We start from the raw sequence: 12,613 nt of genomic DNA on the forward strand, positions 1-12,613 counted from the left end.
AAATGAAAGGCCTTCTCGGGGAGCTGTGATAAAAATTCCTCGATAAATCCTCTGTCCACTTCATTTTCCAGCATCTTGCCTTACTCTCCTCTTACTTTTGCAACGTTGCATAACGTGACAGCGTTTGTTAACTGCTTTGCGCTGTCACGCCACATAAACGCCGACTGTTTCTTCTACGGTGCTCACCGCCTCCGGGCCGTCAGGCTTCCTGCTCGCTGCGCATCGCCTCCGCCTTCTTCTGTTCTTCATCGGCTTTCCTCTGCGCTTCCGCCGCCTTCTTTTCCGCTGTCTCCGCCTTTTTCTCCGCTTCCCTTGCCTCCTCCTTTGCTTAGAATAAACCTGTCCCTGCTTTCCCAATCCGGATTCCCTGAATCATAACGAAGAATCTGATCAAAGTATAATTCCACCAGAATATCTGTAGCAGAAAGAGAGGTCCCAATATGTCCTGATCTGCCTGTCCATGCCAATTTTAATATTCTTTTCCGCATTTCAAATGCAATGTCTTCTAATGTCATTTCTATTCTCCTAACTCTCGGCAGCTTTTATATCACGCACAAAACTTCTTTTTTACTTTCCTTGATCGACTCGGCTTTTTGACGTTTTTTTCTTTCGATCCGCAAATGCTCTACTCCCTTAATGATCGCCATACTAGCTCCTCCTATCAAAAATAAACTAAGAACTACAACAACTACTACTCGTATCTTTTTATTTTTTAGCATAATTTGCTCCTATATAATTTGGTGCAACTGTCATCGCCTGCATGTGGTTGATTCTTATCGCCATAAGTGCCATTACGGAAGATGTCGAGGACTTTATAGTTTGTACCATCTAAATTTTTCCCTTCTTGTCCATTACTTTCCTTCAACGGATCAATATCGTATACCTTATTAGACAACTGATTAAATTCATTTAAATCTAGTATCATTTTCTTCCTCCCAATATAAAATATTGATTCCATCTAAATTTTTATTCGATAATTTTTCTTCTACGTATTTATAATCACTATCTGTAAAAGAGAATCCTGCACTTATCGGATCACCTTGCTCATCAACTCCTATACCCTCAATCATATTTTTCTTTTTTGAATTTATAACAACAGAAACACTACTTCCGCCGGAACCTAATATTCCATGTGTCTTTATTTTTCCTATCTCAATTATCTTGATTTCTGGTCCTTCATAATGTTGTACGACCCACAAGGCTATTTTTTGTCGTGCTTTGACCTCTTTTTTACTTTCCTTGATCGACTCGGCTTTTTGACATTTTTGTCTTTCGATCCGCAAATGTTCTACTTCCTTAATGAGCACCATACTAGCTCCGCCTATCAAAAATAGACTAAGGATCACAATCACAACTAACTTGTATTTTCTTTGCATAGTATCCTCTATTTGCTCAATAATTTATCTCTTTCTTACTTAAAACACATCATTTTCAAATAGAATTTTAACACTAAGACTTACTAATATCCAACGTTTTTTATAATTTGTACAACAAAAATAGACCTACACCGTTCAGCATAGGTCTAAGTCCTCTATTTCTCGTTATTTTTTCAGTGCTATTTCACTGATCGCTTGGGCTACTCCATCGTGGTCATTATCCATGGTATGGTGGGTGGCAACTTCTTTGACCGCTGGGATCGCATTGCCCATTGCGACACCTGTACCTGCAAATTTGAGCATTGAGATATCATTTTCCTCATCCCCGATCGCCATCACATTATCCGCCGTCAAATCAAGGATCTCACATAATTTAACAAGCGCATTGCCCTTATTGACACCTTTCGCATAAGCTTCGTAATAAAATGGTGCTGTCTTCATCAGGTCTAAGCGATCTTTGACAGGTTCAAAATATTCCTGCTTGGCGATCGCGGGGTCAAGAATTTCAGCATCTTCAATATACATAGCTTTGACAAGTGGGATCTCGCGCATTTCTTCAGGTGTCCGGTATGAGATCGGCATTGACACCAAATTTGCTTCATAGAGTGTGTAATAACCAATATCCTTGTTACAAGTGTAGATCCGCTCTGTATTGATCGCTTGGAAATGCAAATTTAATTTACGCGCGATCGCTTCTAAGTCGACAAAATCGTCGTAACTGATCTTTTTTTGGAAGATCAGCTTGCCACTCGTGGTCTCAACGACTGCCCCACCAAAACAAACTACATATTGGTCATCTTGATCTGCTAGATCTAGCTGTGCCAACAGATCGCTCACTCCAGCTAACGGACGTCCTGTACAAATGACGACTTTGATCCCTTGAGCAGTTGCTTGTTTGATAGTTTCTTTGACTTTTGGCGTCAATTGCCCTTTAGAATTGACCAAAGTCCCATCAATATCGATCGCGATCAGTTTAATATCCATAACAAAATCCCTACCTTCTATTGCATCTGTCTCTATTCTACACTAAAGCGCTATCAACTAACACGTAATGATACTTTTGAACTAATTCTTTGATCTCAACCTGATGATCGTCATCTTCTGCCACACAAAATACAACATCATTTCTCACATTTTTATGCTCCCACAACTCAGTGGCAGAATTTGCCTCTAGACTTTTAAATTTGGTGGAATATTTTCCCGATCCCATCAACTATCATAGATAGTGTAAGAAATGGAGGAGTATATATGTTAAATTTAAACAAAGGATTTCACGTACCACAGGCAAAACGCCTTGATGAAAGCTACGAACTTCAAGAAAATAGTATCTGTGCTAATGTTAGTGCTGATAAAATATTTGATCTGATCACAGGTTTTATTGCTACCCGTAATGAACCTTTATTTTTCATTTTAGAATTACCTGTCGCTGTTACTGAGGAACAGAAATTTGAACTCCGGCCGCATGTCTTAGCCAACACACACCACGACGTGTATTTTATTGATGGCTTGACTGTTGAAGAAGCCCTTATCATCGTGATCCGTTATCGTGATTTGTTATTTGAGGATGGTATGATCAGTTGGGGCATCGGTTGTCACGAAAGCCAAACTGAGATCATGCGCCGCTCATATAACCTTGTCACGTTATATAGCCAAACGATCATAGACTGTGAATTCTTGTTTGAAAAACTAGCGATCCCTCAAGTTGAAAAGCTGATAACAGCCTATGACCTATTTACAACTAAAGAACCTGGCGAAAAAACGAGTATCTCTTTTTCCGGCAAAACAGTATATGATCTTCCTGAAATGTTGAAAGATTTTGGAATCTACCTCGCTCAACAAAACGTTCCTGATTGAGACAGGCTACATCTATCAAAACACAAAACAGCTACCCAGATCCTCATCTGAATAGCTGCTTTATTAGCTTCGACGTAAATTATTGAAACGCTGCTTTAAGATCTGACCAACACTTGGTGCTTTACGCAAACTCTCACGAGGCAAGTGCTTTTGAATTGCTTTTAAAGTAGCACGGCTATTGCGCGTTGAAAATCTAAACCTACCATTCTTCTTAGTTCTGATCTCAAAACGTGGGATATATTTACCGCCAAAATAGTAATCAACGACTACATAAGTGATCTCATCCCAAGGAATTTGGATATAATCTTGTAGCTTGGTCTCATTGTAAAATTCAAAGGCATAGTCACCGACCATGACATTGCCATAAAAAGGACCATTACGATACCAAGTTCCCTTATCTGTAAGCTCTCTTATCGTATTCAGTGACTTGACCATTTGAATTTATCCTTTCTTTTATAATAATCCGATCACGTGGAATAGGATCGCTAAGACAAAGATCCCCAAAATGATGATGATCGGTGAGACTTTTTTCTTTAAGAGATACATGCAAAGGAAAGTCAGGCCCAAAGCCGCTAAACCTGGAACTAATTGATTCAAGTTATCCTGTAACGTTGTAACTTTTGTCGCATCGATCGAACGACCAGCCGCATATTGGCTAAAAGCTTCCTTTAACCCCTTAGCACCTTCAGGAAGTTTATCCCATTCGATATAAGTGCCTTTTTGTTGTTTGACTTGAGACACGACCGGCGTAAATGTGATCGAGACCCAACGTTGGATCAAAGCCCCGATAACAAACATCCCCATCATAGATGCCCCTCGAGTCACTTTTTGCAAAAGGCCACCTGAAAGATCGTCTGTGATCGAAACACCTGCTCTATAGCCAAACTCTTGGGTATACCACTTAACAGCTGCTGCCATGATGTTCCACAAGATAAAGAATAATAGCGGTCCAAGAATATTACCTGAAACAGCCAATGAAGCTCCTAAAGACAGCAAGATCGGACGTAAGGTGAACCAGAAAAGTGGATCCCCAGCACCAGCTAACGGTCCCATCATCCCAATCTTGACCCCAGAGATCGCTGCATCATCGACATCAGCACTGTTAGCTCTTTCTTCTTCTAACGCCATCGTTACCCCAAAGATCGGGTTAGCCATAAAAGGATGCGTATTGAAAAATTCTAAGTGCCGCTTTAAAGCTGCTGCTCGGTCTTCTTTTTTAGAATATAGCTTTTTGATGGCAGGGATCAAGGTGTAGGCTACCCCACCATTTTGCATTCTTTCGTAGTTAAAAGAACTCAAAAGAAAATATGAACGCATAAACATTTTAAAGCGATCTGCTTTAGATAAACTAATTTTTTTATCGTTATTCATAATAATGCTCCATTCCTTTCAATGATATTTAAAATTGGTCAGAGTTCTTCTAAAATTTCTCCCAGAGGATCATCTGAACCCCCACCACCTGTGGATGAACCATTCGAATTGCCACCTTTACCTTCAAGTGCAAGGAACAAGACAGCCAAGCAAACGCCGATGATACCTAAAGAGATCAATGTCAATTGTTCGATCGCTGCAAGTGCAAAGCCTAGGAAAAAGAACGGCCATACTTCGCGACTAGACATCATATTGATGACCATCGCATAACCAACAGCAACGACCATACCACCACCGATCGTCATTCCAGCAGTCAACCATTCTGGCATTGCTTCAAGGCCTTGGCGCACAACGTTTACTGGAATGAGCATCAACAGTAAAGCTGGAATAGCGACCCGCAGTCCTTGCAGTGCCATCCCGATAAAATGCCATATTTGGATCCCATTCATATCGGCTTCTTCTGCTCGACTATCCATGATATGGGCAATAAATACAGTTGCAGTCCGAACTAACATCGTTAACCCAAGGCCAGCAACAGCCAATGGAACAGCTAAAGCGATCGCTGGTCCGATCCCTTGTGATCCTTGGTTACCTTCAATTAAAATGATTGCAGAAGCGACTCCGGCTAAAGCTGCATCTGGCGCCATCGCAGCGCCAACATTGGCCCAACCCATAGTGATCAACTGTAAGCTACCACCTAACATAACACCCAGTTCAAGGTGACCAGTAACTAAACCGATCAACGAACAAGCTACGATCGGCTGATAGGTCTCGATCTGGTCATTAACAGAACTACAACCTACAATAAATGCTACGATTACGACTAAAATGATTTGAAGCGTACTCATCTATTTTTCCTCCCAAATTATTTCTTTTCAGCTAATTTCTTCTCAGCTGAGCGGATCAAGTCATCAATGTTAGCCGGTTGATCACTTGGAACACCTCGAACATCGAATTTGACTCCCATATTTTGTAATTCTTTGATCGCATCAACATCTGTTTGATCAAAAGATAAAGCTTTAGTCACGTTGACTTTGCCTTCTTTATACGCCGAAGAGCCTAGATTGATCTCTTTGATCTCCACCCCTGCTTTGATCGCAGCTAAAGCATCTTCAACGGTCTCAAATAAAACTAACGCCCGTGTATCACCAAAACGTGGATCGTCATTAGCTTTGACCATGTTCTTGATCGGTGCGACTGATACTTTGACCCCATTTGGCGCAGCTTGCTTGATCATGCTCGTCCGTAGCTTATCATGACACACCGTATCGGAGACGACGATGATCCGGTTTGGATGCGTCGTATGCGTCCAACCAGTAGCGACTTGTCCATGTAAAAGGCGCGTATCGACTCTGGCCAAAACATATTCGATCTTACCATCACCTAATACTGTACCTTCTGGGATCTTTTGTCCTTGCTTTTGGCTCACCTGTGGCTGTGGTTTTTTTGGCAAGAGATCTTCGGGATAAGTCTTGATGCCCTCATTTCCAGTTGGCACGATCGCCTTAGCTATCTCTTTAGCAGAAGTGACCGAAAAGCGTTGACTCAAAGCTTCGATGACCATTGGTAAATTCATCCCTGAAACGATCGCCCATTTGTCTTTGTGATCGGCTACTAGACTAGCTGCTTGGTTAAAAGGCGTTCCCCCAAAAAGATCGACCAAAAATAAAACTTCAGCCTGATCATCAAAACTAGCAACAGCTTCTTTTAATTTACGCTTGATGTCATCAGGGCCTTCATCGGGTTTTAAAATACAGCTTTCAAATTCATCTTGTGGTCCAAAGATCATTTCCGCTGATTGATGGATCCCTTCTGCAAATCCACCGTGACTAGCAAGAATAATTCCTACCATAAATTTATTCTCCTTATCTATAATATTTGATGATCTTCATCATACAAAAATTGTAACCGCTTCCTGACAATCGCAACAAGTGAGCTCAGTCACTACTTTAGGTGACAAAATACACATAAAAAGAGCACTTATCTTTCACTTAACATGACATTTGTCACATGAAAAAATAAGCTACTATTTGTAAAATTAATATAAGAGCTCATTTCTTTCTAACGTTATTTAACAATTTATATTTGAATAATGTTATAATTTTACTAAAAAATTTGGCGGGAGGTACCGACAAAAATGCTGTTAAAAATTGATCGTCGACTAATTTTAACTGTTTTACTTATGACCGTCCTTATTTTTTTGATCTGGCTAGCCTCCCTCTTTATGATAAAAGGCCCACAAAAAATAGGGGCAACTTATATGACTTTAAATAACAGTTTTTACCAAGCTATCAATGAAGAGTTAAAAAAAGCCACTGATCTCAAAGGCGATATTTTATACACCCGTGATCCAGCCTTAGATGTGGATAAACAATGTCAGCAGATCGAAGAATTCATTGAGAAAAAAGTAAGCGTTATCGTTATCAATCCAGTCGATGGGGAAAATAAAAAGATCCAACAGGCACTCCGCAACGCCCATGAAAAAAAGATCAAGATCATCGCCGTTGATAGTCAATTAAGTGATTCCAGCTATATCGATAGTAGCATCGTATCCGATAATTTTCGAGCAGGTAGACTAAGTGCCCAATATTTAATGAAAAATAACCGTACGGCAAACATCTTGGTTTTACGCCACTGGAACGCTTTATCTGTCAAAGAACGTTACGCTGGTTTTTTAACAACACTTGATAGCTCTAAATACCAGATCACCCAAAATGTCGAAACTCTAGGGCAAACAGATATCGCTTTAAAGCAGACTTTAAAAACGCTTCAACAAGGACCCAAAAAATTTGACGCGATCATGGCTTTAGATGATCAAAGTGCGATCGGGGCTTTGGCTGCTTTGGACTCTTTGGCGCTCAAGGACAGGATTCCTGTTTATGGGATCGATGGATCGATCGATATGAAAAAGCTGTTATTAAGTGATCCAAATGCCAAAGCGACTGTGGCTCAGTCTCCGATCGCACTTGGAAAAAAAGTTATGCAGACATGTTATCAACTATTCGACCATCAAAAAGTCAAAAAAGAGATCATCGTTCCAGTCTATTTATTAACGAAAAACAATATCAAAAACTATGATGTTTCGGGGTGGCAATAAGTGAAACAAGCAATAAGAGCTACACGTGCTTACTATGGACTGATCCTCATCAATTTTATCGCATTGATGTATAATGCCAGTTTATATTTGTTAGTGACAAACTATGTCTTACAAAGGGATCTGAGCACTTATTTACTGAAAAAACTAAATGTTGTCCCGGGAAATGTTCACGTGATGTACTGGTCGACTTTTATCCTATATGGTGTTTTAGTCATGCTTATTTTTTATCGCCGCAAGCACCAAGAAAACAAGCACTCAGAATTACTGCTACTAAGTGAATTATTCATCATCATTTTATTGTTTTGGTTGACTAATGCTTCATATAGTGGCTTGATCTTTTTAGCGTTTGCCGATATCTTCTTTTCCACAAAAGATCCTGGCGTCATAAAGAATCAATTTTATTGGGGCAGTTTTGCTGTAGTCGCAGGGATCATCTTGTTGTTGTCTAATGACAAGTTACTGGCCATATTTGTGACTTTGCCTTCTTTAGATGTCTATATCAATACGCTCCCCACTAATTTAGCCGTTCTAGCAGGGTTCATCCGCAATCTGTTAGTTACATTGAACATCGTTGCTTTTACGTGGTCACTATTCACCTATGTTGTCTATATGACTAATAAGCAACGCAATATCGAAGAAGAATTACGCATGATGGACAGTGCTAACCTTGAACTTCAAAGCTACATCGAAGTCGCTGAGGAAAACGCCGAGATCCGTGAACGCAAGAGAATTTCACGCGAGATCCACGATACACTTGGACATGCATTGACTGGGATCTCAGCTGGGATCGATGCCGTCTTGGTTCTTGTGGATATGGATAAAGAAAGTGCTAAAAAGCAGTTGCATAATCTATCTGAGATCGTGCGCCAAGGTATTGTTGATGTTCGGCGCTCGTTAAATAAGATGCGTCCAGGTGCACTAGAAGAGTTGTCTTTAAAGGCTTCACTTCAAGAGTTGATCAGACCCTATACTAAGATCGCCAATTTAACGATCGAACTTGACTATCAATGGGGTGACGCAGACTTTGAGAAGACGACCGAGATCGTTATTTTTAGAACGATCGAAGAAGCTATCACCAATTCGATCCGCCATGGTCAAGCACAACATATCTGGTTAAAATTGACCCATGATGAAACATATTATTATGTCGATATCAGCGACAATGGCCGCGGGTGTCAGGACATAAAATACGGTTTTGGTTTGACCCAAATGCAAGAAAGATTGGCAACTATCGGTGGTAAAGTGAGCTATCAAGGAGACGATGGCTTTAAGATCAAAATCATGTTTTTTAAGTAATGAGGTGTTTATGATGATAAAAGTTCTAATAGCTGATGACCAAAAATTGATCAGGGAATCTTTACAGATCGTCCTCAATGTCTATCCCGATATTGAAGTTATCGATACCGTCGATGATGGGACTGAAGTTTTACCCAGTGTTGAACGAAAAAGACCTGATGTGATCTTAATGGACATCAGAATGCCTAAAATGGATGGAACTATGAGTACTAAGCTACTAAAGGAAAAATATCCCCAGATAAAAGTTATTATTTTGACCACATTTGATGATGATGAGTTTATCTACAGTGCCTTAAAATATGGAGCTTCTGGCTATATTTTAAAAGGTATCTCACCTAAAGAATTACATGATGCTATCATCACGGTCAATAGTGGTGGTTCGATGATCAATCCCGATATCGCCGCTAAAGTCGTCAGTTTATTTTCAAAAATGGCACGCTCGGAATTTGAGATCGCTGTTGATAAAAATGGAGCTAAAGCGATAACTGATGGTGAATGGCGCGTGATCACACAAGTCGGCCGTGGACTGTCTAACAAGGAGATCGCCCAAACCTTATTTCTGTCAGAAGGGACCGTCAGAAACCATATTTCCCATATTTTGACAAAATTAGACTTACGTGATCGAACACAATTAGCGATCTGGTCCGTCCAAAATGCTCCCCGTAATTAGAGGTCATAAAATGAAAAAAGTCGCAATAGTTTCAGGGCTGATCATCTCCTTGATCTTAGCAAGCAGTTTATTTATGTGGCTCAAAGCCCCTAAGACGATAACACTTGGATTTTATAGCGATAGCAGTTGGGGCGTGCGTAACGATAAGGGCTATAGTTTTATCGATCACGCTATCAAAGAATTTGAAAAGCAAAACCCCAATGTCAAGATCAAATATGAAAGTGGCATCCGTCAAAAAAATTACTTAGATTGGCTGTCAGATAAGATCGTTAGCAATCAGACACCTGATGTTTATCTCGTTTCCCCTAAAGATCTTGGTTATCTTGCCTCGATCGGTGCCATGCAAAATCTAGATCCTGCATTACATTTCTCTAAGTTTGATACGAAAGACTACTATCCAGTCACTCTTGAAGCTGGTAGATATAACGGTCATCAGTATGCCTTACCTTTGGAAGCTGACCCAACTGTGCTATGTGTAAACACTGATCTGCTAAAAAAAGAGGGCATTACTGTCCCTAGATCAGGATTTACACTCGAAGAATTCTATCAGATCTGTCGCCAAGTTACTAAAGACACTAACAATGATGGGACATTAGACCAATTTGGCTTTGCTGATTATTCTTGGAAAGATACAGTTCAAGCGTATGGAGCTCGTTTATTCAGTGCCGATGGCTCCAAAAGCTATTTTAATTCCAAACAAGTCCGCCAAGCACTCGTGATGAGTGAGAAGTTCTATAACTTGCAAAAAAGCGCTAAAGTCTCAGCTGATGATTTTGACCAAGGCAAAGTCGCCTTTTTACCAATGACTTTAGCGCAATATCGGACCTACAAATCTTATCCATATCGGATCGCACGCTATTCTTCTTTTAGATGGACGTGCATCAAAATGCCAGCTATCGATCCTAAGGTTAAGTCAACTGCTGTGGAAACTTCCACTCTCGCCCTTTCCTCACGTAGCAAGCATCCGATCTTGGCTTTGCGCTTTTTAAAATTCCTCTCTGCAAACAAAAAGATCCAAGCAAGGTTATTGGAAGATTCACAAGGCGCTTCAGTGTTGACGAGCGTGATGAATGGTCCTAAAACTCAAGCTTTATTAGCTCAAGGTATCAAAGATGATAATGCTTTGACCACTAAAAACTATGCTGAGATCATGGATAATGCAACTGTGACCCCCAAATTTAGGCATTACAGTAATGTGATGGAAAAAGCCGACTATTTGATCGAACGTGCACTAAATGAAGGTGATATAGATGCCCAATTATCAGACATCCAAGAACAGATCCAAGTAGAACTGGAGAAATAATATATTTAGAATAAAGCCAACACATCAAAAGACCACTCGAATTTTAAACTTTGAGTGGTCTTCTTTTCTGTCTTCATTATAGTCCTTTTAGATATTTATCCAAGGAAAAAAGATCTCATTTTTTCGAGAGAGAAATTTCTAGCATTCCTTCACGTTTTGATTATAATAGATATCATAATATATAGCTTAGCGTAAATTAGGGGGGAAGCTACATGTTGAATACACAGGTTATCTATTATCAAACTGACGACGGGGGGACTTTTTATTTTCGGCAAAAAGATCTTACACTGATCGACGATCTTGAACGGGCTAGTCGGTGGAACACTAAAAAAGAGGCCCAGAAAGTTTTGCGTTCCTTGGATAAAAAAGCCTTACCTAACCAAACCATCCTAGCGTTACCTAAATTAAAAGTCGGCTGTGTCGATCACATCGAAGATTTTGATCTCACCCAAACAATGCTTAGTATTTCAGAACCAACACCTGAAGATGAATTACTAAACGAATTATTGCTGATGGATCAAGCTGATTTTTTGGCACTGATCGATGATATTTCTCATGTCATCATGGTACTGCCAGAGCTTAGAAATGTTCTCAAAAATGATGTTAAATATGCCGATTCTGTTATCCTTCAAGATTATCTGCACACTATCGAGTTAAGCGATTTTGATCCAAAAACTGGTTATCACTTAGTCCAAAAGCTTAAACAAAGTCGGCAAAAACGGCGCTGTGAAAAGGACCGACTCCAATTGATCTCCACTTTAGTTTCTGCTGAAGACGATGTCACGATCACAGTTGAACGCGCTAAAGAAACACAAAGATTACTTCACTCGATCCAAGGTGAACGCCACTACCGCTATCGCTCAAAAGATATTGAAAATGAATTTGGCGATATGCTCTCTGGGTCATAATGCACAGTTTAGTACACAAAAAAATCAGCAATTGTTGCTGATCTAAAAACAGATCTCTTAATATAAATTCTTCTCTAAATTCCACAGATCCATAATTTTTTCAACTTTTTTCTGGGCTGGAGTTTTCAATAATTGATAAAACGTTGCACGTCCTTTTCCAGTAACATTAATGATCCCACTTTCAACTAAGACATTTAGCCGTTGGCGGATCTTACTTTGACTCCCGTAAACTCCATCGCTCTTAGCTATCAGATCATTGAATTTAAAAGTTTTTACTCGGCTTGCATAGTCGATGATAAATCTCTGAACCTTATCCAATTCAAATTTATCATTCAACAGCGTTAAGGCATCAACTTTCCAGATCCGGATCGTTGTAAAATTATGTTCGTTATCGATCTTGATCTCGGGTGCTAATAGATGATTGTTGCTAGCTGATTTCAAGATCCGCGGTCCACCGCTTGCAGCCTTTTCTGAGATCCCGATCTTTCTAAATAAAAGTGCGATCTGAGAATTTCGAATGATCGACGTTTGTCCACGCAGAAATGATTCTTTACTGACTCGCATATCACCAGGATTAGTAAACTCAAAATAACTTGGTCGGTCAACGATCTTAACTGCTACATACCCATCATAATAAGCATGCATCAGCGCATTGACTAAGGCCTCTTTGACAGCTAATTTAAGATCAGCATAGTAAGTACCACGTGTGAAATCAGCATCTTGTAAATATTTATCATC

Annotated in this window: 15 protein-coding genes; 6 read left to right on the top strand and 9 right to left on the bottom strand. The window is 39.9% G+C overall.

The genetic code is table 11. The features are described 5' to 3' along the window. Nucleotides 1-245 precede the first annotated feature (245 nt). The 4 genes from Q9Q35_RS03975 to yidA form a co-directional block, all read right to left on the bottom strand. Complete coding sequence (locus Q9Q35_RS03975) at nucleotides 246-515, bottom strand: hypothetical protein (protein ID WP_304652233.1); 270 nt, start codon at nucleotides 513-515, stop codon at nucleotides 246-248. Nucleotides 516-712: 197 nt separating this feature from the next. Further along, entirely contained in the window at nucleotides 713-895 is a 183-nt protein-coding gene (locus Q9Q35_RS03980) for a hypothetical protein (protein WP_304652234.1), read from the bottom strand. A gap of 10 nt (nucleotides 896-905) precedes the next feature. Beyond that, nucleotides 906-1,376: a hypothetical protein gene (locus Q9Q35_RS03985; protein WP_304652235.1), complete on the bottom strand. Its 471-nt coding sequence runs from the start codon at nucleotides 1,374-1,376 to the stop codon at nucleotides 906-908. Between the two features lie 165 nt (nucleotides 1,377-1,541). Then, nucleotides 1,542-2,360: a sugar-phosphatase gene (gene yidA / locus Q9Q35_RS03990; RefSeq protein WP_304652236.1), complete on the bottom strand. Its 819-nt coding sequence runs from the start codon at nucleotides 2,358-2,360 to the stop codon at nucleotides 1,542-1,544. A gap of 264 nt (nucleotides 2,361-2,624) precedes the next feature. Here yidA and Q9Q35_RS03995 point away from each other — a divergent pair, with 264 nt between their 5' ends. Next, nucleotides 2,625-3,230, top strand: a complete 606-nt coding sequence (locus Q9Q35_RS03995; protein ID WP_304652237.1) for a hypothetical protein — start codon at nucleotides 2,625-2,627, stop codon at nucleotides 3,228-3,230. 63 nt (nucleotides 3,231-3,293) lie between these two features. On the opposite strand, the gene Q9Q35_RS04000 is transcribed toward Q9Q35_RS03995, so the two are convergent. The 4 genes from Q9Q35_RS04000 to Q9Q35_RS04015 are packed head-to-tail and all read right to left on the bottom strand — an operon-like array spanning nucleotide 3,294 to nucleotide 6,453. Continuing rightward, nucleotides 3,294-3,665, bottom strand: a complete 372-nt coding sequence (locus tag Q9Q35_RS04000; RefSeq protein WP_304652238.1) for a DUF956 family protein — start codon at nucleotides 3,663-3,665, stop codon at nucleotides 3,294-3,296. 18 nt (nucleotides 3,666-3,683) lie between these two features. After that, nucleotides 3,684-4,601 carry a PTS system mannose/fructose/sorbose family transporter subunit IID gene (locus Q9Q35_RS04005; protein ID WP_304652239.1) on the bottom strand — a complete coding sequence of 306 codons (918 nt, stop codon included), beginning with the start codon at nucleotides 4,599-4,601 and terminating at the stop codon, nucleotides 3,684-3,686. A 38-nt stretch (nucleotides 4,602-4,639) separates the two neighbouring features. Further along, nucleotides 4,640-5,449, bottom strand: a complete 810-nt coding sequence (locus Q9Q35_RS04010; RefSeq protein ID WP_304652240.1) for a PTS mannose/fructose/sorbose transporter subunit IIC — start codon at nucleotides 5,447-5,449, stop codon at nucleotides 4,640-4,642. 17 nt (nucleotides 5,450-5,466) lie between these two features. Next, complete coding sequence (locus Q9Q35_RS04015; RefSeq protein WP_304652241.1) at nucleotides 5,467-6,453, bottom strand: PTS sugar transporter subunit IIB; 987 nt, start codon at nucleotides 6,451-6,453, stop codon at nucleotides 5,467-5,469. Between the two features lie 330 nt (nucleotides 6,454-6,783). Between Q9Q35_RS04015 and Q9Q35_RS04020 the strand changes: the two genes are divergently transcribed. The 5 genes from Q9Q35_RS04020 (at nucleotide 6,784) to Q9Q35_RS04040 (ending at nucleotide 11,875) form a co-directional block, all read left to right on the top strand. Beyond that, a complete protein-coding gene (locus Q9Q35_RS04020; protein WP_304652246.1) occupies nucleotides 6,784-7,698 on the top strand; it encodes a substrate-binding domain-containing protein in 915 nt (304 codons plus the stop codon). Continuing rightward, a complete protein-coding gene (locus Q9Q35_RS04025) occupies nucleotides 7,699-8,994 on the top strand; it encodes a sensor histidine kinase (protein WP_304652242.1) in 1,296 nt (431 codons plus the stop codon). A gap of 13 nt (nucleotides 8,995-9,007) precedes the next feature. After that, entirely contained in the window at nucleotides 9,008-9,664 is a 657-nt protein-coding gene (locus Q9Q35_RS04030; RefSeq protein WP_304652247.1) for a response regulator, read from the top strand. 10 nt (nucleotides 9,665-9,674) lie between these two features. Next, nucleotides 9,675-10,967 carry an ABC transporter substrate-binding protein gene (locus Q9Q35_RS04035; protein ID WP_304652243.1) on the top strand — a complete coding sequence of 431 codons (1,293 nt, stop codon included), beginning with the start codon at nucleotides 9,675-9,677 and terminating at the stop codon, nucleotides 10,965-10,967. A 212-nt stretch (nucleotides 10,968-11,179) separates the two neighbouring features. Next, nucleotides 11,180-11,875: a hypothetical protein gene (locus Q9Q35_RS04040; RefSeq protein WP_304652244.1), complete on the top strand. Its 696-nt coding sequence runs from the start codon at nucleotides 11,180-11,182 to the stop codon at nucleotides 11,873-11,875. Nucleotides 11,876-11,932: 57 nt separating this feature from the next. On the opposite strand, the gene Q9Q35_RS04045 is transcribed toward Q9Q35_RS04040, so the two are convergent. Next, a partial coding sequence (locus Q9Q35_RS04045) for an ATP-binding protein (protein ID WP_304652245.1) occupies nucleotides 11,933-12,613 on the bottom strand: 681 nt, incomplete at its 5' end.

It is taken from the genome of uncultured Ligilactobacillus sp. (assembly GCF_948826705.1).
Taxonomy (GTDB): domain Bacteria; phylum Bacillota; class Bacilli; order Lactobacillales; family Lactobacillaceae; genus Ligilactobacillus.

Coding starts and splice junctions, on each gene's coding strand:
- Q9Q35_RS04000 (WP_304652238.1), bottom strand. CDS start 3,665: ATGGTCAAGTCACTGAATACGATAAGAGAGCTTACAGATAAGGGAACT.
- Q9Q35_RS04040 (WP_304652244.1), top strand. CDS start 11,180: ATGTTGAATACACAGGTTATCTATTATCAAACTGACGACGGGGGGACT.
- Q9Q35_RS04010 (WP_304652240.1), bottom strand. CDS start 5,449: ATGAGTACGCTTCAAATCATTTTAGTCGTAATCGTAGCATTTATTGTA.
- Q9Q35_RS03995 (WP_304652237.1), top strand. CDS start 2,625: ATGTTAAATTTAAACAAAGGATTTCACGTACCACAGGCAAAACGCCTT.
- Q9Q35_RS04005 (WP_304652239.1), bottom strand. CDS start 4,601: ATGAATAACGATAAAAAAATTAGTTTATCTAAAGCAGATCGCTTTAAA.
- Q9Q35_RS04020 (WP_304652246.1), top strand. CDS start 6,784: ATGACCGTCCTTATTTTTTTGATCTGGCTAGCCTCCCTCTTTATGATA.
- Q9Q35_RS03985 (WP_304652235.1), bottom strand. CDS start 1,376: ATGCAAAGAAAATACAAGTTAGTTGTGATTGTGATCCTTAGTCTATTT.
- Q9Q35_RS04030 (WP_304652247.1), top strand. CDS start 9,008: ATGATAAAAGTTCTAATAGCTGATGACCAAAAATTGATCAGGGAATCT.
- yidA (WP_304652236.1), bottom strand. CDS start 2,360: ATGGATATTAAACTGATCGCGATCGATATTGATGGGACTTTGGTCAAT.
- Q9Q35_RS03975 (WP_304652233.1), bottom strand. CDS start 515: ATGACATTAGAAGACATTGCATTTGAAATGCGGAAAAGAATATTAAAA.
- Q9Q35_RS04015 (WP_304652241.1), bottom strand. CDS start 6,453: ATGGTAGGAATTATTCTTGCTAGTCACGGTGGATTTGCAGAAGGGATC.
- Q9Q35_RS04035 (WP_304652243.1), top strand. CDS start 9,675: ATGAAAAAAGTCGCAATAGTTTCAGGGCTGATCATCTCCTTGATCTTA.